22 protein-coding genes are annotated in these 25,926 nt (G+C 61.0%); 8 read left to right on the top strand and 14 right to left on the bottom strand.

The genetic code is table 11. From position 1 onward, the window contains the following. The first annotated feature begins 14 nt into the window (after positions 1-14). Positions 15-641 (top strand): LysE family translocator, encoded by a 627-nt coding sequence (locus tag ACIPOO_RS11445; protein WP_400606840.1) that lies wholly within the window; start codon positions 15-17, stop codon positions 639-641. On the opposite strand, the gene ACIPOO_RS11440 is transcribed toward ACIPOO_RS11445, so the two are convergent. Next, positions 638-1,528: an AraC family transcriptional regulator gene (locus ACIPOO_RS11440; RefSeq protein ID WP_400606838.1), complete on the bottom strand. Its 891-nt coding sequence runs from the start codon at positions 1,526-1,528 to the stop codon at positions 638-640. The genes ACIPOO_RS11445 and ACIPOO_RS11440 overlap by 4 nt on opposite strands. A 124-nt stretch (positions 1,529-1,652) precedes the next feature. Here ACIPOO_RS11440 and ACIPOO_RS11435 point away from each other — a divergent pair, with 124 nt between their 5' ends. After that, complete coding sequence (locus tag ACIPOO_RS11435) at positions 1,653-2,153, top strand: hypothetical protein (RefSeq protein ID WP_400606835.1); 501 nt, start codon at positions 1,653-1,655, stop codon at positions 2,151-2,153. Positions 2,154-2,158: 5 nt separating this feature from the next. Continuing rightward, complete coding sequence (locus ACIPOO_RS11430) at positions 2,159-2,560, top strand: flagellar hook capping FlgD N-terminal domain-containing protein (protein ID WP_400606833.1); 402 nt, start codon at positions 2,159-2,161, stop codon at positions 2,558-2,560. Here the strand turns inward: ACIPOO_RS11430 and ACIPOO_RS11425 are convergent. Continuing rightward, the gene (locus ACIPOO_RS11425; protein ID WP_400606830.1) at positions 2,496-3,410 is read right to left on the bottom strand and encodes a LysR family transcriptional regulator; all 915 of its coding nucleotides are present in this window, start codon (positions 3,408-3,410) and stop codon (positions 2,496-2,498) included. The two genes, ACIPOO_RS11430 and ACIPOO_RS11425, sit on opposite strands and share 65 nt — an antisense overlap. Before the next feature lie 95 nt (positions 3,411-3,505). Between ACIPOO_RS11425 and ACIPOO_RS11420 the strand changes: the two genes are divergently transcribed. Then, positions 3,506-4,672: an MFS transporter gene (locus ACIPOO_RS11420; RefSeq protein WP_400606828.1), complete on the top strand. Its 1,167-nt coding sequence runs from the start codon at positions 3,506-3,508 to the stop codon at positions 4,670-4,672. Positions 4,673-4,806: 134 nt separating this feature from the next. Here the strand turns inward: ACIPOO_RS11420 and ACIPOO_RS11415 are convergent, their stop codons facing one another. Beyond that, entirely contained in the window at positions 4,807-5,676 is an 870-nt protein-coding gene (locus ACIPOO_RS11415; protein WP_274130997.1) for a LysR family transcriptional regulator, read from the bottom strand. A gap of 135 nt (positions 5,677-5,811) precedes the next feature. Here ACIPOO_RS11415 and ACIPOO_RS11410 point away from each other — a divergent pair, with 135 nt between their 5' ends. The 3 genes from ACIPOO_RS11410 to ACIPOO_RS11400 all read left to right on the top strand — a co-directional run bounded on the left by ACIPOO_RS11410 (position 5,812) and on the right by ACIPOO_RS11400 (position 9,999). Then, positions 5,812-6,285, top strand: coding sequence for a nuclear transport factor 2 family protein (locus tag ACIPOO_RS11410; protein ID WP_400606826.1), 474 nt, complete (start codon positions 5,812-5,814; stop codon positions 6,283-6,285). An 86-nt stretch (positions 6,286-6,371) separates the two neighbouring features. Next, entirely contained in the window at positions 6,372-7,832 is a 1,461-nt protein-coding gene (locus ACIPOO_RS11405) for an MFS transporter (RefSeq protein ID WP_400606823.1), read from the top strand. Between the two features lie 97 nt (positions 7,833-7,929). After that, the gene (locus ACIPOO_RS11400) at positions 7,930-9,999 is read left to right on the top strand and encodes an ATP-binding protein (protein ID WP_400606821.1); all 2,070 of its coding nucleotides are present in this window, start codon (positions 7,930-7,932) and stop codon (positions 9,997-9,999) included. Positions 10,000-10,009: 10 nt separating this feature from the next. Here ACIPOO_RS11400 and ACIPOO_RS11395 read toward each other — a convergent pair whose 3' ends face one another. Next, complete coding sequence (locus tag ACIPOO_RS11395; protein ID WP_400607720.1) at positions 10,010-10,954, bottom strand: GlxA family transcriptional regulator; 945 nt, start codon at positions 10,952-10,954, stop codon at positions 10,010-10,012. Between the two features lie 184 nt (positions 10,955-11,138). On the opposite strand from ACIPOO_RS11395, the gene ACIPOO_RS11390 reads away from it, so the two are divergent. Then, positions 11,139-12,071 carry an alpha/beta fold hydrolase gene (locus ACIPOO_RS11390; RefSeq protein WP_400606818.1) on the top strand — a complete coding sequence of 311 codons (933 nt, stop codon included), beginning with the start codon at positions 11,139-11,141 and terminating at the stop codon, positions 12,069-12,071. Here ACIPOO_RS11390 and ACIPOO_RS11385 read toward each other — a convergent pair. From ACIPOO_RS11385 to tssJ, 10 genes are all read right to left on the bottom strand, one after another. Continuing rightward, positions 12,065-12,940 (bottom strand): alpha/beta hydrolase, encoded by an 876-nt coding sequence (locus ACIPOO_RS11385; protein WP_400606816.1) that lies wholly within the window; start codon positions 12,938-12,940, stop codon positions 12,065-12,067. The two genes, ACIPOO_RS11390 and ACIPOO_RS11385, sit on opposite strands and share 7 nt — an antisense overlap. 359 nt (positions 12,941-13,299) lie before the next feature. Continuing rightward, positions 13,300-13,728: a DUF2628 domain-containing protein gene (locus ACIPOO_RS11380; protein ID WP_400606814.1), complete on the bottom strand. Its 429-nt coding sequence runs from the start codon at positions 13,726-13,728 to the stop codon at positions 13,300-13,302. 109 nt (positions 13,729-13,837) lie between these two features. Continuing rightward, positions 13,838-14,938 carry a type VI secretion system protein TssA gene (gene tssA / locus ACIPOO_RS11375; RefSeq protein WP_400606812.1) on the bottom strand — a complete coding sequence of 367 codons (1,101 nt, stop codon included), beginning with the start codon at positions 14,936-14,938 and terminating at the stop codon, positions 13,838-13,840. Between the two features lie 100 nt (positions 14,939-15,038). Beyond that, positions 15,039-15,557, bottom strand: coding sequence for an Hcp family type VI secretion system effector (locus tag ACIPOO_RS11370; protein WP_400606810.1), 519 nt, complete (start codon positions 15,555-15,557; stop codon positions 15,039-15,041). Between the two features lie 166 nt (positions 15,558-15,723). After that, on the bottom strand, positions 15,724-18,216 hold the full coding sequence (gene tssM, locus ACIPOO_RS11365) for a type VI secretion system membrane subunit TssM (RefSeq protein ID WP_400606808.1): 2,493 nt from the start codon (positions 18,214-18,216) through the stop codon (positions 15,724-15,726). Further along, positions 18,213-19,139 carry a type VI secretion system-associated protein TagF gene (gene tagF / locus ACIPOO_RS11360; protein WP_400606805.1) on the bottom strand — a complete coding sequence of 309 codons (927 nt, stop codon included), beginning with the start codon at positions 19,137-19,139 and terminating at the stop codon, positions 18,213-18,215. Before tagF ends, tssM begins: the two co-directional genes overlap by 4 nt. A gap of 31 nt (positions 19,140-19,170) precedes the next feature. Beyond that, positions 19,171-23,094 carry a type VI secretion protein IcmF/TssM N-terminal domain-containing protein gene (locus ACIPOO_RS11355; RefSeq protein ID WP_400606803.1) on the bottom strand — a complete coding sequence of 1,308 codons (3,924 nt, stop codon included), beginning with the start codon at positions 23,092-23,094 and terminating at the stop codon, positions 19,171-19,173. Positions 23,095-23,124: 30 nt separating this feature from the next. Further along, positions 23,125-23,838 carry a type IVB secretion system protein IcmH/DotU gene (gene icmH, locus ACIPOO_RS11350; protein ID WP_400606801.1) on the bottom strand — a complete coding sequence of 238 codons (714 nt, stop codon included), beginning with the start codon at positions 23,836-23,838 and terminating at the stop codon, positions 23,125-23,127. Continuing rightward, the gene (tssK, locus tag ACIPOO_RS11345; protein WP_400606799.1) at positions 23,835-25,178 is read right to left on the bottom strand and encodes a type VI secretion system baseplate subunit TssK; all 1,344 of its coding nucleotides are present in this window, start codon (positions 25,176-25,178) and stop codon (positions 23,835-23,837) included. The genes icmH and tssK overlap by 4 nt, the downstream gene beginning before the upstream one ends. Next, positions 25,171-25,923: a type VI secretion system lipoprotein TssJ gene (tssJ, locus tag ACIPOO_RS11340; protein WP_400606797.1), complete on the bottom strand. Its 753-nt coding sequence runs from the start codon at positions 25,921-25,923 to the stop codon at positions 25,171-25,173. The genes tssK and tssJ overlap by 8 nt, the downstream gene beginning before the upstream one ends. Positions 25,924-25,926 lie beyond the last annotated feature (3 nt).

Here is a 25,926-nt window from a genome sequence, read left to right as displayed (position 1 = left end):
CGAGATCACCCGCCATGTTCGACCTGAGCGCCTTGCTGACCTACGTAGCCGTCGTGTTGGGACTGTTCCTGATACCCGGGCCGGCGGTGCTGCTGGTGATGACGCGCACCGTGCAGGGTGGGCGCAAGGTGGGTATCGCCACCGGGCTGGGCGTTGCCGCGGGCGATCTGATCCACACCCTCTGCGCGGCGCTGGGGCTGTCGGCGATCCTGATGACCTCCGCCACCGCCTTCAACGTGGTGAAGCTGGTCGGCGCTTGCTACCTGATCTACCTGGGCGTGCGGGCGTTCATGTCCAGATCAGGCGGAGATTCCAAAGTACAACTGAGCGCGGTGACGCCGGCCCAGGCGTTTTTCCAGGCGATCGGCGCCGAAGTGCTCAACCCCAAGACGGCGATTTTTTTCCTGGCGTTCCTGCCGCAATTCATCCATCCGGCTTCCGGCTCGTCGTTCCTGCAGTTTGCGGTGCTTGGGCTGATCTTTTCAGGCCTCAGCGCGGGCTACACCAGCCTTTTGGCCCTCGCCATTCGCCCCTTGAGCCAGGCGATCAAGGGGCTTGCCGGGCTGCGTCGATGGGAGGGAAAAATCATCGGCACGATGTTCATGGCACTGGGACTGAAGATCGCGTTTCAGCAGCGCTAGGGCAGGATCTGGTTGTTGTCGTCCCGTGGCGAGCGGCCAAAAAACGCTTTGTAGGCGCGGCTGAATGCCGCTTCGGATTCGTAGCCAATAGCAAATCCCACCTCGCCGATGCGGCTGTCGTGCCGGGCCAGCATGGTTTTCGCCAGGGCCAGTCGCCACTCATTCTGATAGCGCAGGGGTGAGCGCCCCACCAGCGCGGTGAAGCGTTCGCAGAAGCTTGAGCGTGACATGCCGGCGACGCTGGCCAGTGCGTCGATGCGCCATTGTTGACCGGGTTTTTCGTGGATGGCTTTGAGGGTTCTGGCGATGCGCGCATCCGACAAGCCGCCCAGCCAGCCCGAGGCCATGCCGTGCTGCACCCAGGTTCGCAGGATGCGAATGACGGTAAGGTCGATCAGACGGGAAATCATCAACGCGCCGCCAGGTTGCGTGTCGTTGGCCTCGATCAGCATGAAATGCAGGATGCCGTCCGACCAGGCGGCGGCTTCGGCGCGCCTGACGTGGATCAGCCACGGCATAGCGAACAGCATGGCCTGGAAGCTGCTGGCGTCGAACCAGAAGCGGCAGATCACCAGCGCGGCGGGCCCCATTGTGGTGATAATGTTCAGGGATGACGGATCATGGGGCAGCAGCAGAATGTCGCCTTGCTCGATCAACTGCCCATGCCCGTCAGGGCCTTCGATGCGCAACTGGCCCTGTTGCAAGACGCAGATGTGCGAGCTTTTTTCGTCAAGCTGCAGCCACTGACCCAAAGCCTGTGTGGTGGAGTAGACGCGATCCCCGGTCAGACGAATCTGTGCCAGTACCTGCGAGAGCAGATCGCCGGTGGCCAAGCCTTCCAACTGCATTTCCGGAAGAATGGTCAAGTTTTCGAGTAAATCCGTCATGTCAGTCCGGCCGCGTCTTCAATAGTCTGAACCCTGAAATCATAACCCTTTCACACGGCTGATCGGCAACTGCACAGCGCTCCGTGCGCTATGCCTATCATCCAGACAAAAAAGGAATAATCGAATGTTCGGGATCTCTGCCCTTGGCTGGGTACACACACTGGGCAGCCTGCCTGCCATCCCTCTGGCCGCCTGGATGCTAGTCCGCCATGGGCGCATCGTGCCGCGCTCGGGCGCAGGCGTTGCCTACTTCGTATCGATGCTGATCGGCGCCTGTACGGTGTTTCTGGTGGCGCATCAACCCATCAGCCCGGTGATCGGCGCGGTCACGCTGGTGCTGCTGCTCGCGGGTTACGGAGTGGGCTTCATTGCCTGGCTGGGCCGTGCGGGGATATACCTTGAAACCATCCTGCTGAGCCTGACGGTGTTCTTCCTGATGGTGCCGACCGTCTCGGAGACCCTGCGCCGCGTCCCCGATGGTCATCCCATCGTCACCGACCCGAATTCGCCGTTGCTCAAAGGCGCACTGGGGTTGATCGCCCTTGCGCTGATTGTCGGCGTGGTGGCCCAGGTGGTGTTTCTGCGAAAAGCCGGCGGGCGCCTTGTTCGACAGGCACAGGGGTGATGACGATGACTATCTTGCCGACCGCACTGAACACAGCGCCGGTCACTCCCGTGAACCCGGTAAAGCCTGCGATCGACAGCCAGGGGTTCCTGCGCTTGCTGATCACGCAACTGCAGCATCAGGACCCGCTGAGCCCGACCGACCCTGGCAGTACGGTACTGCAACTGGCGTCGCTTTCTCAGGTCTCGGCGCTGCAGGAAATCAGCGCCTTGCTCAAGCAACTGCTGGCGGCCAAGGACACGCGTGCTCAATCGCTATCGCAGGAGGCTGACCTTGAAGAGGCCGTCCCTCATGAAGGTCAAGTGCCGCTGCGCAGTTTGTTGGGGAATGACGCAGTCAGTGTCACGGCGCGATTGAATACCGACCGTCCCGGTGATGCTCCAGCAGAAAGTCCACGAACACCCTGACCCTGGCGCTCATCGTCGAGCCGCCGACGAACACGGCGTGAATCGGCTCACGGTCGCCTGGATTGAAGTCTTCCAGCAGCGGCACCAGCTCCCCGCGTTCGATCTCGTCGACCACGGTGAACGCACCGATGCGTGCGATGCCGGCGCCGAGCCTGGCCATTTGCGCCAGGGCTTCGCCGCTGCTGCAGGCGATGGTGCCGGAGATTTTCAGGGAGAAGTCGCGACCGTCGCGACAGAACGGCCAGTCCGGCGCGGCCCTGCGGAAATTGAAGCGCAGGCAGTTGTGCTCGCTCAGGTCTTCGGGCTGTTTGGGCGTGCCGTGGCGTTCCAGGTACTGGGGCGAGGCGACGATCACCTGGCCGGTTTCGCCGATGCAGCGGGCGCTCAAGGGGCTGTCCGGCAGATGGCCGAAGCGCACGGCGACGTCGGCCTGGCCGGCGAGGATGTCGACGACTTCATCGCCCAGGGTCAAATCCACCAGGATTTCCGGGTAGAGCGCAGTGAAGGCAGCCACCAGCGGCACGATGGCCAGCCGGCCGTGGGCCAGGGATGCGCTGACCCGCAGCCGGCCACGGGGCACCCCCTGGCTTGCGATGGCCTGCTCGACTTCGTCCATGTCCGCGAGGATGCGCCGCGCCCCACGCAGATACGCTTCACCTTCGGCGGTTAGGGTGATGGCGCGGGTGGTGCGCAACAGCAGGCGCGTGCCAATGCGCTGCTCGGTGCGCGCGATGATCCGGCTCACTGCCGAGGGTGTCAGCCCCAGTGCCCGCGCCGCGGCGGACAGGCTTCCGGCCTGCGCCACCCTGGCGAACACTTCCATTTCTCCTGACCTGCCGTTGAAGTCCATTTGTGCCTCGTACGCAAAAGTGCTTGTACCGAAAGGGCTCTACCGCCTCGAAAGCCATGATCGTAGCATTTGCGGCATAGATAAGGAGCCATTTCATGCGAATCAACCCACCCCTTGTAGCCCTCTCGATCGGTGCCTTCGGCATCGGCGTGACGGAGTTCGCCCCCATGGGCATGTTGCCCAGTATCGCGTCCGACCTCGGCGTCTCGATCCCCACCGCCGGACTGCTGGTCAGCGCCTATGCACTGGGCGTGCTGATCGGCGCGCCCCTGATGACCCTGACCACCGGCAAGATTCCACGGCGTTACCTGTTGATCGGCCTGATGGCGATCTTCACCCTGGGCAACCTGATGTCGGCCATGGCCACCAGCTATGAAAGCCTGCTGGTCGCGCGGATCGTGACGTCGCTCAACCACGGCGCGTTTTTCGGCATCGGTTCCATCGTTGCCGCCAGCGTAGTGCCGCCCGAGAAACGGGCAGGGGCCGTGGCGGCCATGTTCATGGGGCTTACCCTGGCGACCATCGGCGGTGTGCCGCTGGCCAGTTGGTTCGGTGAGTTGCTGGGCTGGCGCACGGCGTTCTGGGGCATTGCCGGCCTTGGTTTCGTCGCCATGGCGGCGCTGTGGTACGCCTTGCCCAACCTGCCGCTGCCGAAAAGCGATGGCGTGCTGGCCGAGATCCGCGTGCTGGGCCGCGGTCCTGTACTGGCAGCTCTGGCGCTGACGGTGGTCGGCTCTGGCGCCATGTTCACAGTGTTTACCTACATCGCGCCGATCCTGAGCAGCGAAACCCATGCTTCCACCGCCTTCATCACGGCCATGCTGGTGCTGTTCGGGGTGGGCCTGACGCTGGGCAACATGTGGGGCGGCAAGGCAGCAGACCGTTCGGTTGACCGGACCCTGATCGTTTCGCTGGTGGTGTTGATTCTGGTCCTGCTGGCGTTCTCGGTGCTGATGCGCTGGCCTGTGCCTGCCGCCGTGGCGATCCTGATCTGGGGCGTCGCCAGTTTCGCCCTGGTGCCGCCGCTGCAGATGCGCGTGATGGAAGCGGCCAAGGATGCGCCGAACCTGGCGTCCGCGGTGAACATCGGCGCGTTCAACTTCGGTAATGCCATCGGCGCGGCACTCGGTGGCGCGGTGATCAATGCCGGGCTGGGTTATCCGGCGATCTCGCTGGCGGGTGCGCTGATGGCGGCCCTGGGGTTGTTGATGGTCCTGGGGTTCGCCTGGCGCGCACGGGGCGTGCGGTATTCTCCAGCCTAAACCTGTAGGAGTGAGCTTGCTCGCGATTGAGGTGTGTCAGGGTTAGAGATGTTGACTGACACGCTGCCATCGCGAGCAAGCTCACTCCTACAGGTGCGCGTTGTCACAGCGCACGGTGTTGCAGCGTTGTCGCATTACAAGGAAGGCCCCGGATCCTCGCCAACCATCTCCCCCGCAAGATCCGCAAACGCACGCAGCCGGTCCATCTGGCGCATGTCGTGGTGATACCCCATCCAGATGTCGCGCCCTGGCGGCGTCAGGCCGATGTCCAGCCTTCTGAGGGCTGGCAACTGATCCCCCAACACCCTTGGCAGCACGCACACCCCGAGCCCCAGCGCGCTCATGCGTGCCTGCACCGTGCGGCTGCTGCTGGTGAACGTGATCCGGGCCTGGGGAAACCGCTCCTGCAGCCAGAGCACGTCGGGGTAGTGGGCCTGGGCGGTGTTCATGGTGATCAACCCGATGCCTTCACCCTCGGCACCCGGTTCGAACGCTTGCCCGGCGCCTGTGTACAGCCCGTAGCTCAGGGTGGTCAATCGCCGCTGCACGATGTCGGGCTCGGTGAATGGCACGATCCTGAAGGCGATGTCTGCCTCCCGGCGTGTCAGGTCGAACAGCCGGTGCCCGGCGATCACTTCGGGCACGATCAGCGGATGACGCACCAGCAGCTCTCTCAACACCGGTCCCAGCACGTAGCAGGCGAACCAGTCCGCCGATGAAATCCGCAACAGGCCTTCCGGCTGGTCGCTTTCACCGGCGATACGCCGCTCGATGGTCAGGGCGCTGCGCTCCATGTCCTCGGCCAGCTCGAAGATCCGCTCGCCGCTGTCGGTCAACACCAGCCCCGTGGCTGTGCGGCGGAAGAACACTTCACCGCTGGCCTGCTCAAGCACATGCAGGCGCCGCCCCACGGTGGGGTGGCTGACGCCCAGCAGTTTCGCGGCAGCGCCCAGGGAGCCGCCGCGAGCGATGGCCAGAAAGACGCGCAGGTCATTCCAATCCATGGCGTACCTCGTACAAAAGTGAACGGCGAAGATGCAGCAATGGCAGTCCCGTAGCAACCCCGACGCTTTCACAATGGTCCTCGCCAGCAGACAAACTCAGTCCAGCTGCACCAACACCCACACAAGGACCTGACCATGACCCTTGAACATCTGGCTGCACGGCTGGAAGCACTGGAAAGCCGCGCGGCGATCGAGTCATTGATTTCCGGCTACGCCAACGCCTTCGACCTGATGGACAGCGAACTGCTGCTCACCCTCTGGCATGACGACGCCATCCTTGACCTGCCGGGGTTCGGTGGCGGCACAAGTCCCGAGGAAATCCTGGCGATGGCCCAGAGGAACTGGCAACGGATGCCTCACATGCACCACTGGATGTCCAACCCGATGATCAGCATCGACGGGGGATCAGCCACGGCCACCGTCGCCGCAGACTGCCTGTTTCATGATGTCGAGCAGGGGCCAGTGCAGGTCAGCGGCCTGTATCACGACCGATTCGAACGGCGCGGCGGGCAGTGGCGATTCACCGCGCGGCGGTTCGAATTGCACTTCCTGACACCGCTGGTGAACTGGAAGCCTGTCGCCGGCTCCGAAGCGTTCGAGCGCACCTAGACGTTGCGCATCCAAAGGCACATCCCGCGATGCGCCGCCTCGATTCACCCCCCTTGTTTCGCCACCGTTGCCTATGGAGGCTTTCCATGTCCCGGGAAGATGTTTCCCTGCCTGACCCGCGCCGTTGGGCCATGTTCGTGATCCTGCTGGTGGGCGCGTTCCTGCCGCCGCTGGACTTTTTCATCATCAATGTCGCGCTGCCATCGATCAGGCAGGACCTGGGCGCTTCAGCGTCCACCGAGCAACTGGTGATTTCAGCCTATGCCGGGCTCTACGCCGTCACCCTGATCACCGGCGGGCGACTGGGTGACATCTATGGCCGTGGCCGGATGTTCTTCATCGGCCTGATCGGCTTTGCCGCCGCGTCGCTGCTCTGCGGTTGCGCAGGGTCGCCCTGGGCCTTGGTGATCGGGCGCGCCTTGCAGGGCATCACGGCGGCAGTGATGGCGCCCCAGGCGCTGGCGTCGGTGCAGGCCATCTTCCCCGAAGCTGAAAAGCCGCTGGCGCTGAGCCTGTATGGCGCGGTGTTCGGCCTGGCTTCGGTGGTCGGGCAGGCACTGGGAGGCGTCTTGATTTCGCTGAACCTGTTCGGCCTGGGTTGGCGGGTCATCGTTCTGGTGAACCTGCCGGTTGCGGCGCTGGTGCTGCTGTTTGGCATCCGGGTGCTCAAAGAAACCCGCGCGCGCAACGCCACCCGGCTCGATCCGGGCGGCATGGCGCTGTCGATGCTGACCCTGGCGGCGCTGATCGTCCCGCTGATCGAGGGGAGGGAGGCTGGGTGGCCGCTGTGGGCCAGGGCCTTGTTGATCGCGATGCCGGTATTGGCGTGGCTGTTCTGGCGGTATGAAACCCGGCTGGGCCGTGCCGGTGGATCGCCCCTGGTGGATCCGGCCGTGTTGCAGGCGCCGGGTCTGGGCCGAGCGCTGGTGGTTGCACTGCTGTATTACGCCATCGCGCCGTTTTTCCTGCTGTTCTCGGTGTTCCTGCAAGGCGCGCTGCACACCTCGGCACTGAGCGCCGGGCTGGTGTTCCTGCCCTTCGGCGCAGGCTTTCTGCTCGGGCCGCTGCTCACGCCACTGTTTCGCCGCGCATTCGGGGTGTACGTGAACCCCTTCGGCATGGGGCTGCAGTCGGCCGGTTTGCTTGGCTTGCTGTGGCTTATCACGACGACGCCCATCGGTATGCACCCGGCCTCGATCCTCCTGGCGCCGCTGCTGTTCACCATCGGTTTCGGCCAGGGGCTCGCGCTGCCTACCCTCATGCGCATGGTGACAGGACGGGTAGCGCCGGCCTATTCGGGGATGATCGCCGGCGTGGTCAGCTCCACGCTGCAAATCAGCACGGCGCTGAGCGTGGCCGTGATCGGCGGGATCTTCTACAGCGCACTGGGTACCCGCACGGACCCCACAGCCATCACCGAGGCTTTCAAGATCGCCCTGGCGTGCATCGCCCTCTGCCTTGCCGCCGGCATGCTGCTGAGCATCACCCTGGTGCGCCAACCTGCCGCGCAGGCCGGGATGGCGGCGACAATCAGGCCGCCGCAGTGATGCCCGCAACAAGGCATTTCATCTGCCATGCCTTCGCCTGACCGGCTCCAGCGCGTATCCTGCACGTTTTGCAGATGACGCGGGAACGAGGTTGGGAATGGAACAAGGCAACTCTGAGCCGCTTGTTCAACCGGCGGGTACGTCCGCTCTGGTTGAGGCTTGCGAATTCCCGGCAGATGCGTCCGAGCGTCTTCAACTGGCCCTCGATGCGGGGGCCATCATCGGCACCTGGGTGTGGGATATTCTCAGCGACCGCGTGACGGCGGACGAACGCTTTGCCCGCTCGTTCGGGTTGCCGGTGGAGCGCTGCAAATCCGGGATTCCCATCGCCGAAGCGTTTTCCTCGATTCACCCCGAGGACGTTGATCGCCTGGCCTCTGAAATCGAGGCCACCATGGCCAGAGGCGGCGCGTTTCGTTGTGAATATCGCGTTCGCCAGGACGACGGATTCTACCGCTGGGTCGAGGCCAACGGTCGCGCCGAACTCAATCCTCAAGGGCAAGCAATCCGCTTTCCCGGCGTGCTGATGAACATCGAGTCGCGCAAAGCCGCCGAAGCCGAGCGCGACAGAATGTCGGCCATGCTGCGCACCTTCACCGCAGCGGTTCCGGGGGTTATCTACGCCAAGGACCTGGAAGGCCGGCTACTGGTGGCCAACCACGGCACCACCGAGCTGATCGGCAAGCCGCCCGAGTTTTACCTGGGCAAGACGGACCTGGAAATCCTCGAAGACAAGGCCCAGGCCCGGCAGGTGATGGCGACCGATCAGCGCATCATGCGCAGCGGTGTGGCCGAACAGATCGAGGAACGGGTCGACATGCCCGACGGGTCGGCAACGACCTGGCTCTCTGCCAAGGCCCCGCTGCTGAACGACGCGGGCGAGGTCATAGGCCTGGTGGGTTCTTCGATCGACGTGAGCGACAGGAAACACGCCGAAAATGCGCTGCTGGAGCTCAACCGGACGCTGGAGGTGCGCGTCGCTCAAGCGGTCGCGGAGCGCGAGGCGGCAGAGGCTGCGTTGCGCCAGTCGCAGAAGATGGAAGCGATCGGCCAACTCACCGGCGGCATCGCCCACGACTTCAACAACCTGCTGGCCGGGATCACCGGCAGCCTGGACCTGATCAAGCTGCGACTCAATCAGGGCCGCACGGTTGATGTCGAACGCTACGTGTCGGTGGCCTACGGAGCGGCCCAGCGCGCAGCGGCACTGACTCACCGCTTGCTGGCGTTTTCCCGCCGGCAGACCCTGCTTCCCGAACACACCGACGTGCATGTGCTGATCGCCGAGATGGAAGAGTTGATCCGCCGCACCGTGGGGCCTGGCATCGACCTGAGCGTCGAACTGAATGCAGCGCTGAGTACCTGCCTGGTCGATCAGGCCCAGGTCGAAAACTCCCTGCTGAACCTCTGCATCAATGCCAGAGACGCACTCCCGGAAGGCGGGAAGATTTCCATCCAGACCTCCAATCAGGTCCAGGAGGAGGGCGGTGGCCTGGACCCGGACCTGGCGCCGGGCACCTACCTGACCATCACCGTAGCCGACAACGGGACGGGCATGAGTGCGGAAACCCTGTCCAAGGCGTTTGAACCCTTCTTCACCACTAAGCCCGTCGGGGCGGGAACAGGGCTGGGGCTTTCCATGGTCTATGGCTTTGCCAAGCAGTCGGGCGGGCAGGTCAGGATCGAGTCCGAGGAAGGCAAGGGCACCCGGGTCTGCTTGCAGATGCCGTATCATCCGGCCGAGCTGAAAACCCTTGATCAGATGCAGCCGGCGGCTCAGATGGGCCCGGTGGCATCGGGCGAGACCGTGCTGGTGGTCGATGACGAGCCTACAGTTCGCCTGTTTGTCAGCGAGGCCTTGAGCAGCCTGGGCTACGTCGTGATCGAGGCGGCCGACAGCCAGGCCGGCCTCAAGCTGTTGCGCTCCGACACGCCAATCGATTTGCTGGTAACCGACGTCGGCCTGCCTGGCGGTGCGGACGGCCGTCAGATGGCAAAAGAAGGCCGCGGCTGCCGATCAGGCCTTCCCGTGCTGTTCATGACGGGATACGCCGAGCCAGCGATGCCAGTCCACATGCCCGCATCGCCACCGACCGCCGTGCTCATCAAGCCGTTCGCACTGGATGCGTTGACGGCCAGGGTGGCGGAGTTGCTGAGTAGGGGCTGACGCCTCCGGCCTACCGCCGATACGTCTTTCGGTAACTCGTCGGGCTCACTCCCACGACTGCCGAGAAGTGCTGCCGCAGAGAAAGGCTTGTCCCAAATCCGCAAACGGTGGCAATTTTCTCGACGCTGTCGTGGGTGGTTTCAAGCTGCTGCTGGGCGGCTTTGATTCGCTCATTGGTCAGCCACTTGCCGAACGTCGAACCGGTGATCTGCTTGAAGTGGCGCGTGAAGCTACGCCGGCTCATCGCTAGCCTCTGCGCCACCTGGTCGATTGACAACGCCTCTCCAAGGTTCGCCCGCAGCCAGTCCAGAAGCAGGCTCAGGCGCTGATCGCTGGCACCCTGAGGGACGGGTTGATCGATGAACTGCGCCTGGCCGCCTTCGCGGTGTGGCGACACGACCAGGCGACGGGCGAGGGTGTTGGCAATCTCACGCCCATAGGCCCGCCTGACGATATGGATGCAGCAGTCGAGCCCTGCGGCCACGCCTGCCGAGGTCAGGACCTGATCCTGTTCGACGTAGAGCACCTTGGCATCCACGTCGATCTGTGGGAAGTCTTGCGCCAGCTGTGCCGCCCACGCCCAATGAGTGGTGGCCTGTTTGCCGTCCAACAGACCTGCATGCGCGAGGACGAACGCGCCCAGACAAAGCCCGACCACCAGCGCGCCTCGGGCGTGCGCTGCATTGAGCGCGTCGAGAATCGCGTCCGGTGGGCGGGCGTCGACGTCTCTCCAGCTCGGAACCACGACGATGTCAGCACGGGTGACCTGGTCCAGCCCATGATCGCACTGGATGGCGAAGCCGGCGTTGGTCATCAAACCCCCATCCTCGCCTGCGCAGACGGCCAGTTTGAACCAGGGCGAATCACCCACTCGCCGGTCTTTGCCGAACACCAGGCAAGGGACGGAAAGGTGAAAGGGGCTGATCCCGTTGAAGGCAATGACGCAGACGTTCAGTGTTTTTGTCACGGGAGGTGGCCTGATCGATGTTGGCCCAATAATAATGAAAAAGGGTAATTGGGCCAATGGTGTCGACCCGTCAATGCGTTCACGCTGACGGCAAGTGCATTTCGCCGGGAAATGCAAACAGTCGAGATCGATCCAAGTGAACCTCCGAACCCTCAGCCTGCTAGGTGCCCTCGTGACAACGTTTACCCTTACCCAGTCAGCGCAAGCGGCAGAACCCGTGGCCTCCATCCCGTACACCAGTAAGTCCGCGTCCTATCACTGGGCCAGCGTAGACGGCGTAAGGGTTTTTTACCGCGAGGCCGGCCCTGCCGATGCCCCCGTGCTGGTGCTCCTTCACGGCTACCCGTCCTCCTCACGGATGTGGGACTCGCTGATACCGCTGCTTGCTGACAAGTATCACGTGATTGCACCCGATTACCCCGGATTTGGCAGAAGCGACGCGCCTTCCCCGGCGGCCTACGCTTATACGTTTGACCACCTGGCCGAAACCATGGCAACGCTGCTGACGCAGTTGCATATCGACAAGTACACGCTGTTCATGCAGGACTACGGCGGTCCGGTGGGCTTTCGGATGATTCTCAACGCCCCGCAGAAACTCCATGGCATCATCATTCAGAACGCTAATGCCTATGACGAAGGGCTGGGCGCCAAGTGGGTAAACATTGCCAAATACTGGAAGGCACCTTCGGAGCACCCCGAGCAAGTCGATGGGTTCACCGGATACGAGGGCACGAAACAACGTCACCTGGGCACAAGCCCTCATCCCGAGCGCTACAACCCCGATGCATGGGAAGACGAGTTTGCGGCTTTGTCCCGGCCCGGCCAGCGCGAGATACAGTCAGCCTTACTGCTGGATTACCGCAACAACGTCGCCTCGTACCCGAAATGGCAGCGGTGGTTGAAAGACAATCAGCCGCCCATGCTGGTCATGTGGGGCAAATTCGACCCCTCGTTCATTGTGCCCGGGGCCCTGCGCTACAAGGACGATGTGCCAGGCGCAGAAGTACACATTCTAGAGGCGGGACATTTTGCCCTCGATGAGCAGACCGAGCAGATGGCTGGCTTGACTCGCGCGTTCATGGCGCGCATTGGCGTGAGTCAGTAGACCAATGCCTGATCCCGGCTGTGAATGAACGTCACCACCTCATCCAGCACCGGTGCCAGTCCGCGCATCGGGCGGGAGAATGCAGCGATCAACGTGCCGTGGCCCGGCTTGGAGAAATACAGCTCGCGCACGGGTACACCGTGGCCGCGCAGCAATCGGGCCATGCCGCCGGTGTTGCGCTCGGGGTTGACCAGTGTGTCATCCTTCGCGGCTATCAACAGCGCAGGGGGCGAGAGGGCGCTGACGTGATTGATCGGTTGAGAATCGGGGGGTGAATTCGGAAAGTAGAAGACCGGTTTCACTTCCGGGTTCTCAATGGGGAGAAAGTCATAGGGCCCGGCCAGACCGATCCAGCCGCTGAGCATCGAAGGCTTCATGCCCACGGCTGCCAGCCATTTGGGGTCGAGCGCCAGCATCGCGGCGTTGTAACCGCCGGCGCTATGGCCCATTACGTAAAGCCGGCCCGGATCACCGCCGTACTGGCGAATATGTTCGCGAGTCCAGCCCACCGCGCTCGCGCTGTCTTCGAGAAAGCCTTGGTAGTGGACCTGAGGATACAGCCGGTAGTCGGCTAGCACCGCCACGATACCCCGTGCCGCCAGCGCCTCGCCTACAAAGCTGTAGTCACTGCGCGAACCACTGTTCCAACTGCCGCCATAAAAGAACACCACTACCGGCGCGTCGGCTGTGAGATTGATCGGCGTGTAGACATCCAGCCGGTTGCGCGGATCGTCACCGTACTTCAAGTCCGATGCCTTGCTGAAAGTGCCACCGGGCGTGAAGGCGTTCAGCACTTTCAGAGGTGAACAGCCCAGCAACAGGCCCAACAGCCCGCCGACAACACATATGCGTAACGCAATCCTGATCATGGTTGGCACTCTGAGGGGCTTTGATTTAGGACTGCGGGGTTGGGTATGAATTCAGGGTGTTTTCAGGACGTATCCTGTTCGGCGTTTTCGATGGGGTGCGGCACGCAAACCGCGGTGATGTTGTGATGTATAGGCCCGATCATCAGGTTCTCCATCACTTCACATGGGCAGGTTTACGGGGCGTTGAAGCCTTGGGCACAGGGTGGGCGTTTTTTTGTGCAGAAAATGGTTCAGCGGGCTGAGACACCGCGCTATGGACGATAATCTGCGAAGTGTGTGCTGCCTGTGGTGGAAAAGGCATTACTTCGTGTAATGCCTGATTGAAAAGCGCTTGCTGACAAGAACCTTGCATCGAAGTTCTAAAAACGCATTCCTTGGAACGGATTCCAGCCTTGCTCGCCTTTTATTTCCTTGAGGTAATAAGCGTAGTTGGTGACGATCGCATACATGCACGAAAATCCTAGGCCCAGTCCATTATCCAGCGCTTTGGGGAATTGCATGCCTAGAATTGCGAAGATGACGCAGAGCGCGGCGTAGATCAGAAACATCGTGCCTAGCAACGCAAGGTTTTTCTTCCACAGACCGAGCACGAAGAGGTAGATCGGCCCGAAGAAGAACGCGATGAGGTTGCCGTTGATTAGAAGCTTTTTGCGAAAGGTCGGCAGCGCCTTGAGTGCTGCTTTGTAGCGCGGGTCGCTGGGTGCGCCGTAGCTGTCGAAAAAATCAAACCGTGCTTGCCATTTCCCGCTGTATTTACCCGAGTCCTGAAGCTGCTCAGTCGTGTTCATAGCGTCGTCCTTCCGTTCCATTGATGTTTGTGTTCTTCCGGGAATTCCATTCATCGTTCTGGGCGTCATCAACCGCCAGTTCTACAGCTTCAGGTGCATCCCATGGCGGTCAAGGCTTGGGTTCTTTTGTCCCCAATACATCGCGAATGCCATCGATGACGTTGCTGTCTTTGATCACATCGCTCAACCAGCCTTCGAGCGGCATGTTTCCCCATTTGATCGCCCGCTCGATCAGGTAAGGCACTGGACTTTGGGGTTCAGTCTGTTTGAAGAATTGCGCAACGCCAGCCAGCAGAGTGAAAGCCTCATCGCGGGTCAGCGGGGTAGTGCGCATTGGCGTCGATGGTGTGTCTTTGACAGTCGTGGTCATCGCGGGCCCTGCAGTGGTTTGATCGTCCGATACAGCCAAGGATTCTGAAGGTGTCTGTTGCGCTGGGTTACTGAGTTCGACGCCTCGATCCTTGAGCAGCCTTTCTGCAAGTTGCGCCGCACGGGACAGGATCTCGCTCAGTCCGGTGTAACTCGGGGCTTCATCACCGAACAACCGGTCAGCCGTGGTCTGCAACTGGCGACAGGCCTGCAGGCTGTCGTTGATTTCCGACGCCTTGCGCAAAAAATGTTCGGTGTCGGTCAATACCACCGAGCGCTGGAATATTTCTGCATTGATCTTCCCTTCGTCCAGCGCGATGCGCATGGCCTGCTGATTTTGCAGCGCGAGGTTTTCAATGTGCCGGGACTCGTCGTAGCGCAACAGTCCGAACTGATCGCCTTGGGTGATCGGCAGCCGGCCTACTACATCAATCAGAGTGGTTTTCAGCCAGGCGAGGCGGGCGGCACGCTCTTCGAGCCCTTCATCGAGCGCAGGGAAAAGGTCGTCCCAGAAGCGTTGCAGTAGCCGATCTGCCAGGGTCAGTCCAAAGGTGATCCCCAGAAAATGGTATTTGTGCGCCAGCGCTTCACTGAGCCATGCGACGAGCATCAGGTCTTTACTCTGCTGAGCGAGTCCCTGTGCGGCCAGGGTGATGGTAAGGTCCCAATCCGATGATTTTAGATCGGTCTGCCAGTCACCCTGGGTAAGGTAATCAGGGTCTGCCCGACGAGCCTCTTTGACGTTGTCAAACAGCGTGGAAAAGCTCAGGTCTTCGCCGCTGCCTCCATTGATAGGCGCTGTCAGTTCAGTCAGTGAAAGGTCGTTGAGAAATTCAGACATGTTCAGCTCGGAAATGGAAAAGAGAACACCACGCCGACGAACTCGGCATGGTGTGGAGTAAGGCCATCGTCATCGATGATGACCCGAGATGCTTACGCGATCAGGCAAAAACCTTGTTTGCAGTACGGTCCCAACCGCCAGTGACGTTGCCGCCACCCTGGCCGTCGCCACGACTCTGCTGGGTATAAGTGGTTTTGATGCGAGCAAAGTTGAAGCTGACTTCTTCGATCGGCAGATCGCTCACAGACTTGTCTTCGCCATCCTGGTTGCCGCCCGCAATCGCCTTGACCGACGACACCACAACCTCTTCCAGGTTGATGGTGAGGTAGGTCAGCTTGTCGCCGCCGGCACGGTTGACGTTCAGCTGAATCTTGGCGATGTGTGTGCCTTTGCAGCAGGCTTCGAACAGCTTCGCGGACGCTTTGTCGACTGCCTTGCGAATGCTGAAATCGCTCAGAGCGACGCGCTCGGAGGACGCACCACCCGAGGAGCTGGCGGTCGCCGAAGTCGCTTGAGTGGCGCCGTATTCGTAGCCGAGTACTTCGATCCAGTCCTTGTGCTTGTCGTCCAGCACTTCACCCGGAATCCCGTCGATCTGAATATATGCGTCAAATGCCATTTTTTACGTCTCCATTTTCTTACATTTAAGGGCTAGCTTTACCTGCGGCCAGATCTCAGCCCCTCTATTTGACCTCCTTGATCATTCAAGAGAGGTCCGTTGCCGCTGCCTGAGCCTCCGCACGCAGAGGCTCAGGCGCCGGTTCCTTCTAAGGCAATAAGCGCACTCAGTTGAGCGCACGTACCTCGATTTCTACTCGCCGATTGGGCTCAAGGCACTGTATGAGCTGCGCCCTTGGCAACTGCATGTCGCATTTAACCAGTGGCTTTTCGCTGCCTTCACCTACGGCCTCCACCAGATCGGCGGGCACGCCCTTGCCGACCAGATAGGTCTTGATGGTTTGCGCTCTTTGCCTGGACACCTGAAGATTGCCTTGTGGGTCACCCAGTTGGTCAGCATGCCCAGCGATGATGATCTTGCCGATATTGGGCGTGCTCAACAGCTTGCCGGCGATGGCGCTCAGTTGGCTCTGCCCCTCGGTTTTCAGGCTCTGGAAGTCGGCGCGGGCGAACGCGAACAAGGTGTCCGACTCAAGGGTGATCGTCTCGATCGAGCGCAGCGACTGCGACAGCAGGCTGTTGATGTAATTACGCGAACTCGAAGTCAGGAAAGCGTTATCCAGAATGCGTGGCACGTCAGGTTCGTGGATCTGATCGCTGTAGAAATTGACCTGTCGGCTGGCCAGTTCGTAGTCGTTTCCCGTATTCGAGGCGGCCGCCACGGTCGTGTTTTTACCCGTCTGCCTGGCAATGGCCGGGTACCAGTAATCAGGGATTCGTGCTTTGAGAAACGCCGGGTCCGCTTTCTCGCGTTGCGAGCGCGATAGCATTACGTACGTCTCCAGTGTGGCCTTGCCGAAGTCGGCAATCGACTGAGCGCGGTTGTCTGCCGGCAGCGCCCGGGGCTCGACGCTGTCTACACCTGTGACCGGCATCAGGTCCTTTGCGTTGCGCTGGTATACCTTCAGCGTGGTCAGCAGGTACAACGAGCGTGTCAGGTTGTCGGCGGTCGGCTTGAGCATCACGGTTTCAAGCCGACTGAAGTAACGGTTGCGCAGCACAGGCTCAATTTTGTAGCCCTGGTAGAGGCCCAGACGCAGGCGCAACGCAACGCCCTGATCGTGATGCCGCGCGTAGTAATCGGCCGCCCAGAAACGCAAGCGGTCCAGGGTCTGCCAAGACGTGTACTGCTGCGGGGTGGTTTTGTCCTGCGCCGCCGCTGCGGACAGTTCCGTCGAAAGTGTTTCGATGGCGGACGCATTGTTCCAGTACGACCAGCCCCACAGACTGCATAGCAGCAGTGCGACCAGACTGGCGCCGCCTACCCACGCAGCCTTGCGGCGACGCTCGCGGAAATTAGTGGTGTACAGCGCGACCAGATGTTGGTCAGGGATGATGACCTTGCGGAACAGGCTATTGATGAACAACGGCTGCGGCTGTGCGTTGCCGCTGATGCCCGCCAGCTCGGCTTCAAGGTGAAAACGTTCGCTGATCTGTCGCGCATGGCCCCCCAATTCCGGCGCGTCGGCGTCCAGCGCACTGGTGAAATAGAAGCCGCGAAGCAGTTCCGCGTTTTGGTACGGATTGGCGCGCAGCAAGGCATCGACGAACTGCTGCAACCTGGGCTTGAGCGACGCCAGCTCCAGCGGAAAGCGGTACACGGCGCAATCCTGACGAGTGATCTGGATGTCCTGCAACACCAACTGCTGACTGGCGACCTCTTGCCAGTAGTGGGTCAGCTCGTCCATGGCTACGCCGAACCGCTGACCCCAGTCGGCCTTTTCGTAATCCTTGTGCGTGAAGGTCTTGCCCATTACCTCGCCGCGGGCGACTTCGTCCAGGCGGCGGTAGAAGGCGCTGAATCCCGGCACCAGGTCGCATTTGGTAAAAACCAGATAGACCGGCAGGCGGACTTCCAATAGTGAATGGGTTTCTTGAATGCGCTCGCGCAGACGCTTGGCCAGGCGTTCCTGATCCTCCACCGAGCTCTGCAGGATGTCATGAATACTCACCGTCACGATCAGCCCGTTGAGCGGGCGCCGCTGGCGATGTTGACGCAGCAATTGGAGAAACGCGCGCCACTTGCCGGCTTCTTCCTGGTTGTTCATGTAGCGCCCGGCAGTGTCCAGAAGCACAGCCTCGGAGCTGAAGAACCAGTCGCAATTACGCGTGCCTCCCAACCCGGCGACCCGCACCCCTTCACGTTCGGCGTAAGGGAAATTCAGGCCGGACTGGTACAGCATGGTGCTTTTTCCCGCGGCCGGCTGGCCGACTACCAAGTACCACGGCAGTGCATACAGTGCGTCCTTGCCAGGGGTACCACGCGGTTTGTTGCTGTGCAGGCGGTCAATGCTCTGCAACAGGCGCTCGCGCAGCAGGCTGACTTCTTCACGGTCGGCAGGGCTGGCGTTGAGCACCGCCTGATCAGCATCAGCGCGCAGCAGGCCTTCCAGATTGTGGTGCCGTGAAGCACCTCGGTAGAGCAGCAGCACGTAACCGGCGGACAGCAGGAGGAACAGGCCGATGCCGGCCAGCAGGCTGTGCAATGAATTGAAATCCAGCGCGCGCCCGAGGATCCACACCACGAAGATCGTCAGAAAGAAGCAGATCCCCAGAATGTAGGGCTGGTACCGCAGAAAGTAATACTTGATCTTGTTCATACAGACTTCACATCCGGCGCGTCGACAAAACGGTCGATGACGTCATAAAGGGGGCATTCGGAGTCAGGGAATTCGGGCGGCCGATAGTGTTCGTCGAAGGTCGCAAAGTTCGCCAGTACGTCATAGTTGCCCGTCTTGGCGCCATTGTCGGTCAGCACGGCGTACAGGCTGTGGGCACTTCTGGACGGAAAGCAGAACAGCTTCGGACGCATGAAGTCGTCGGCCAGCACGCTCACCTGCGGCGATGCCTGGTTTGCGCTCAGGCGTGTCAGCCAGTCAACCCACAGATCGGCGGTGGGGTTTTTCAAACCTCGCTCAGCGGGCAATGGCAGGCAGATGCTCGGCGCATCGGCGTGATGCAACGGGCGGCGCAGTGCATGCAATCGGGTCAGCACCGCGTGGGTGATGAACTCGGGGTAAGAGTTTTCCAATGCCTCGCTGATGTCACGCAGGGTGAAGTTGCGCAAAAACTTTTCATGCACCTGGCGGAACAGCGCCAAGTCCTGAGCCTGCAATGGGCGCAGTGCCCTGATCTTTTCAAACAGCAGCGCCGGCTGTTCACCCTGCACACCAAGGTGCAGCAGCGATTTGATCTGTGCGCAGAACAGTTCGCAAAGTGTGAACGGGTTGATCAAACATTCACTTTCCACGGTTTTGAGCGTCTGGAAGATAAAGAACGGATAGCGTCGCTGACTGGCATCCATCGAGCTGATCAGCCCGCCCAGCAGCCAGTTGCCCGACCGTGCGCGGAAGGAAAAGAAACACACCGGCATGCGATCGAATAGCGCGCGCCAGTCCTCGCGCGAGTGAATCGCCGCCAGTGAGTCCTGCAGCCAGCTGTCGAATTCGCAGACCTCGTCAGCGGCACCATGCAGGCTGACGAAGTCGGCACTGGCCGGTATTTTTCCGAAGCAACCGATCATCGGCTGCTCCTTGGGTTCAAGGTGTGCGGGCTCACTTGGTCCGCCCGTCCGCGACGTTGACTGGAGTGTTCAACGCGCTCAGCGCCTTGACGTTGGCAAGGTCGGTCAGCTTGACGCCACCGTAGTTGCGCACAGCCAGACTCACCTGACCATTAGCAGTGCTCCAACTGAAGCGTTGTTGAATGCCGTCCAGATCATCCACGCGAGCGCTGTCGCTCATCCGCAGCAAACCCCAGCGGCCCGGGTAATCGAACACCGTGATGCGCTCGCCGGTCAGCGTCACCACATCCAGACGAGCGCCCGGTGCCGTGGTCGTACCAGGCCAGGAGAAGCGGCTCCAGATGGTTTTCCCGTTGCGATAGTGCTGCTCCTGACCGTCCAGGGTGAAGATGATGTCGGTGAAATTAGCCGACGGTTCGAGCATGATTTCGAAGCCGTTTTCCTTATCCGACAGGCTGGCGATGACTTCGCCCAGAGAACTGGCCTTGTCGATGCTGTTCACCATGTTGGGATTGACCAGCGGTGCAGCCTTGGCGCCGCTGCTCATGCCCAGGCCTTCGCCGCCAGAGAGGTTGCCTATTTCATTGCGCTTGAAGTTAGGCAGCAGGCCGGATTCCGGGTCGACGAACCGCTGCAGGTCCTTGACCGATGCTTCGTTGCGGCTGCCGGCAGCGATCGGGTAACGATGCGCCATCACCTGTTCCCACGGCTTGGCGATCTGCTGCGCCCAGGCTTTGGCGATCTGCTGGCCGGCCGGATCGCGCAAGGTTTCCCAGGCGAACTGGATCGGCAGATTGAACAGGCCCTGCAGCGAAGCCGACAGGCTGCCCTGGCTGGTGTCGACGGTGGTTTCCACGTAGTTGCGCACGGTGGTCACTTCACTCGGCTGACCTTCCAGGGTTTCACTGATCAGCTGCTTACTGCTCTTACCCACATCCTGCGAGCGCTGGATGTTGTTCATCCGCACCTTGAGTTTGCGCAACGCCGCAAGATAGCGATCCATGATCGTGCTGTCGGCACCCTCCGAGTTCTGTGCGGTGAACACGCGGGAAACCGGCTCGAAGCGTTTCGCAAGGCTGCCGTCGTCCACCGGCGGCAACGGCGAGAGCATCGCCACCGATGACTTCTGCGGATCATCGAACAGCCCGGTCACCTTGCCCCAGAACGTGTCCTGCGGCGCGCTGCCTGCTTGCTGCGTTTCACGCGGGGCAGGCAGGTCCCACTGGGTGTTGTCATTGACCGCCGAAAGCAGGATCTTGACCGGCGAATTCTGCACGTCACTGAGCAACGACAGTTGCTCGGTCGCGTTCGCCATGTCGGTGAAGTGCCGAACGCCCACGCCGTTGAGCAGCGCGTACCAGACTTGTGCATAGTCACGCTTGTAACGCGCCATGAATTCCCGCATGAAGTTGGCTTTCTGAACGATGCTGTCGCCGCCCTCGCCATCGAGCACCCAGTCGGATTCGTTGCGCAGATTGCCCGACACCAGCTTGATCAACTCCGGTTTGACGAAGCCGTCCCAGCCTTGTCGGGTGAAAATGGCAGGCACCGCCTCACTGCCGTACAGCAGTTGGCGGCTGGGCATCGGGACCAGCTCATTGAGGCTGATGGCCGGGAACTGACGGCTGGATTCCAGTTGCAGCCGCAGGTATTCGCGGTCCACCAGCGAGCTGGAGATCATGAAGGACTTCAGGCTCTTGCGCGTACTTTCGACCAGTTGTTCGTTGCGCGGCAGGGCAGGGGCCTGGCCGTTCTTGAGCAACTGCACATACATCGGCGCATTGTCCTGGATGACCTGGTCGCTGACGGGGCTGCCCTCGTTCGAGGTGGCGGCCCAGGCTACCGGCAGCGCGGCGCTGACGAATTCAGAGTCCGGATGGGCATTGGGCTGCGTTAGCATCAGATACAGCTTGAGCGAGTTGTACGATTCGATGATCGACGCCACTTGCTGCTCATCCAGACGCCCCAGCATTTCCTCGGACAGCGACAGTCCGCCGGTGGTCGCCGAAAGCTCGGCCGCATCACTGGCGGTCGCAGGGTTGCGCAAGTCGGCCATTGCGCCGTCGCGGGTGTTTCTGGCAGCGCCTTTGGCCATGCCCTTGAGCCGATTACCCGCGTCGCCAGTGCTGCGCTCAATACTGCTCAGCGTCGGTTTGCCTGCGTTGGCGGCGAGGTTCTGCACGCCCTGGTCGATCAGTTTCTGACCCTTGCCGACTTTACCGGTCGTCTTGCCGGCGGCGGCCGGGAAGTCGTTCTGAGGATCCATCGACTTGGCGAACTCGTTGAACGTGCGCATCTGCATTTGTAGCTTCAATGCCACCGGCTCAAGCGCCTGGGTGCGCAGTTGCTGGAGGTAAGCCGACTCGGCTGCAGCGAAGATATCGTCGCCACGGTACAGGCCCGCGCTCAACTGCAGCGGTACGCCCTTGGCACGATGTTTTTCGATCAGCATCAGTTCATCGCGCAGCAGTTCCAGGCCTTCGCCGGCGGCCATGCGCTGGTCACGATCGGGAGCAGCGTTCAGGTCGCTGATTTTCTGTTCGAGCGCTGCGATCCACGTCCGGTTGTTCTGAAACGCCAGTGCCTGCCAGCCAATGAAGGCAACACCGGCCAGTGCCGCCAGCGCAATAAAGGCCGGGCTCAGCGACGTGTCGCGACCGCTGCGCGACTGGTAGCGGGTCAGGTCACGGTCTGCAAAGATCACGCGGCGGAAGGTGTCAGTGATGAAGTAACTGCGGTCGCCGACCTTTTTGCCGCTTGCCTCGCCGCCGGCCAGCGGGTCCTGACCCGGTAGCAGCGCGAAGGATTCCGCCAGATCGTCCTCGTAGACCTGACTCAACTGCTGGTCGGTCTGCAACGCACTGGTGAAGTACAGGCCACGCAGCAACAGGGGGCTGCCGTGGCTGGCCGGTTGGGTGAAATGCTCGAGGAACTGCTCGAGTACGCCCGACAGCTCGGCGAAGTAGTTCGGGAAGTTCAGCAACGCACTGCTGGCGTCCTCGCCCAGATTAATCATCTGCGCGTCGACGTGGCGCTGAATGCCGTTGTGCAGTTTCGCCAGTTTGCTGTCGAGTACAGCACGCAGCCCGAAGCTGCGGATCTCCGACAGGCTGAACGTCATGCCTAGCGGCTGCTGACGTTCGGTGAGGTCCAGACCGTCGAACGCCTGATTGAAGCCGGGTAGTTGGTCGGTCTTGCTCAACATCAGGTAGATCGGCGGATTGGCGTCCAGACAGCGCGCATATTCTTCGATGCGCGACACCAGTTGCGTAGCCATTTGCGCGCGCTCGTCGCCGGTAGCCGCCAGAAGTTCCGGCAAGCTCACGACCAGCACCAGCCCGTTGACCGCCGCTTTCTTGCGTTGCTTTTTCAGCAGTTGCAGGAACGTGGTGAATTCGCTGGCCGACTGGTCGTCTCGCAGGTAACGACCAGCAGTGTCGATCAGCACCGCATCGGGGCTGAAATACCAATCGCAGTGCTGTGTACCGCTGTCGTAGTCGTTCTGGCTGCTGGCGATGCTGGCAGACAGGCCCGACCGGGTGAGCAGGGAGGTCTTGCCCGCCGCTGACATGCCGATGACCAGATACCACGGCAAGTCGTACAGCGCCGAAGATCCACCGCCGCCTGCGGAGCGGTCCGCCCGCAGCATGGCAATGGCGTGTTTGAGCCTGTCTCTGAGCACCTGTTGGTCGCGGAACTCGCCATTCGATGTCAGCGAGCGATCGACTTCGATCTGCACCAGGTTTTCGAGGTTGTGCTCGGTACGGATACGTTTGTACTGACGCAGCACGATGATCAACAGGTAGAAGGCGCTGACGATTGCCATGGTTTCGAGCACGTGATCACGCGACCACTGAACGCGCGGGGCGACGAACCCGCACATGGCAAGGCTTGCCAGCCACAGCGTGACGACAAGGAACCAGAAGTTTTTTAACGCACGAAGTAATGTTTTCATGTCTTCCTGACTCGGTTACCTGACCATTACTCAGGCACTGAACAGTTGGCTGATGTGTTCTGACAGTACGGCAACGTCTTTGCCCAGCAGCCAGTCCAGCGTCAGGTAGACACCCACACAGACCAGCGCGATGAGTGCCAGGTAGAGCCATACAGGGACTTCATGCCGCAGCATCTGCGAGACCTGGTCAGGCAGCGCCCAGTCGGGCGAGAGCACCTTGGGCGTCTTGCGGTACCGCGCGATGTCCTGACCGAGAGTGTTGGCCAGATAGCGCAACTGATCTTTCTCGCTCAGGCCGAACTTGCCTTCAAAACCCAACGCCAGACACAGGTGGTAAACCTCCAGCACATCGAGGTTGTTTTTCACGTCGGCACGCAGCGAGTCGATTTTCTCGAAGAAACCTTGACCGGCCAGATGTACGCCGAAATAGCGAAACTGCATGGGCGACAGCTCGAAGTGGCGGCGCAGCTCGTTGTCACCCGAGCGAAGCACGCTTTCATCCAGAAACGCGCAGAGCGCGTACTGCGTGTCCTTGACCTGATCGACGCTGTAGTTGGCGTTTCGAGCCGCACGCTCCAACTGGGTGAAGAACCCGTCGACGCTGGCTTCGAAAGCGTCGATCGACGTCACCTGGCGGCCACGACGTACGATCAGCGCCATGCTGATGAAGTCTTGCACCAGATCTTTCAACGTGGGTTTTGCGACAGTGGCGGTCGTAGCGCCTTGCATCATGGCTTCGTTCATTTGAGGACCGCCATCAGTTCAAGCTTGAGATTGGTGAAGGCACTGGGTGCGTAGAAAGAAATGGCCTGGGCGCTCATCATGCGTTCGTAGACCTGCCCATGAGGCTCGATAGAGAAATAGTGGTTGTCCAGCCGCACTGGAATCGCGTTGGGCAGGCGAGTGGAGTGGTTGAGCGTGACGCCGGGCATCGCACTGTTGACGACTACTTCGATGTCTTCCGGCGAGCCGACCTTAAACGCCCGTGGCACCAGATCCAGGAGGCTGGAACCGGGCATGTCGGCGTGCACCGAAACATAGAAGTCGGCTTCGGCTAGGCGCGGATCGTGCAGCTGTCCCTGCCAGTACGATGGTTTGGTCTGGGTGAGGTTGATCATGATGCACTGGTTTGGAATGACGTTATCCAGCAACACCCGGATCATCTCGTCAAGCCTGACCAGAGCGGCCGCCGGATCGTGATGATCGTACTCGGGTATGCCGTTCAGCTCGGTGTCCAGGGAGAACGTCAGCAGACCGCCCGCCAGTTCGGCCAGGAACAGATAAAGACGTTCCGGGTGCAGGCGCGGGTGCGCAAGCAGATGTGCCAGGTTCGGGTACGCTCGGTTCACCGTATTGAGCAGCCAGAACAGCGTGACATCGCTGGACCCGAACTCGGCGATCTGGTCGGCACGCTCGCGACGCCGGCCCGACAGCGCTTTGCTTTTGGATTGCAGCGCGCCTAGCAGGCGTTTGCCCAGACCGGTCAGCGTCTCGTGATTACCCAGGTGCAAGGTGGGATGCACGAAGTGTGTGTCGAGATTGAAGCCACCGATGTTGTTGCGTGACAGGCGCGCCACCGGGCAGTAGCTGTACCCGTCAAGCGTGTCGCCGTCGACTAGCATCACCACGTTCAGCCGCAGGCTGGTGATCTCGTTTTCCAGATCCCCTTCGTTCAGATCGGGCAGGATGTCGAACTGCTTGCGAAACCGTCGCGCGCTTTTCTGCTCCTGACCGTCCTCGACATAATTCAAACCAAATGGCTCGGGCAGCTTAAGCGCGGCGTATACCTTGAAATCGTTACCTTTGAGCAATTCCCTAAGATCTCTGGCGGCCGGCAACGGGTCGTGTTGAGGTGCATCGAACAGGCTACCGTCCGGGAACACCAGCTTGAGCCGTTTCAGCTGCAACGAGCCATTAGCCAACGCTTCTTCATCGATCTGCAGGGTCTGAACGCCCCAATGAAACGGCGTGCTGCGTAAGCTCGATTCGGTGAGCTGGTGCTGGTGAAACTCGTCCTGATATTGAAAATGCTGTGGCAGCAGGAACATCCCTTCAGACCACATCACACGGCTCTGCTTACTCATGAACGCCTTCCAGGAGTGAATCGAATTTTGACTGCATGCCTTTCTGCGCCGAGTCGACGGCGCTGTCTTCGGTTTTCTGAATCATCGCGTCCTGCATTTTCTGCGCGAGGCTCGGATTGGCCGAGTCCTGTGGCAGGGTATTGTTTCTGGCTATCTGCGCTTCGGTAGGTGTCTGGCGCAATACATCGGCGCCGCGCACCGCCACCACCTGGTTGTTGTCGACCAGCACGCGCAGGCCATCGGATGAAAACCAGATCCCATCCTTGCGCAGCGAGTTAGCGTCGAAGGCGACTTTCCAGCGGCTCTTTTCTTCAGAGCGGAAGAAGGCCGCCACGCCGACATAGCCGGTGGCTTTGTTCAAGGGCCATTGGTTGTTTTGACCCATGCCGGGCAGCAGGGTGATTTCCTGGCTGTCGATCAGCGTGTTGCCGAGGGCGCGTTGCGGGTCGTCCCACAGAGAGTCCGCATCAATGGACGCAAAGCGCTCAAGTGCCGTGAGCTGATAGACCCTCAGCACCACCGACAGTGGTTTTCCCGACTCGTCCGGGTTCAGCTGATTACCGCCGTCAGACGTCAGAATTACCTTTTCTTTGTCGCCGAATAGCATGTCGCCCGCCCACGTGTCGTCGACGCGCTTGCTGGCTCGGTCGGTGATGCCGCAGGCCGTCAGGGCCATTAGCAGCGACAGAATCGTCAAGCCTTTTGCCCAGCCAGCGCTGGTACGTTCCATGTTGTGCATCTTCATGAC

Origin of the sequence: Pseudomonas sp. NPDC090201 (assembly GCF_044746825.1) — a bacterium.
In the GTDB taxonomy this organism is placed as follows: Bacteria; Pseudomonadota; Gammaproteobacteria; order Pseudomonadales; family Pseudomonadaceae; genus Aquipseudomonas; species Aquipseudomonas putida_AD.
The sequence above is the reverse complement of the archived record's forward strand: the minus strand, read 5'-3'. Positions and strand labels throughout refer to the sequence as shown.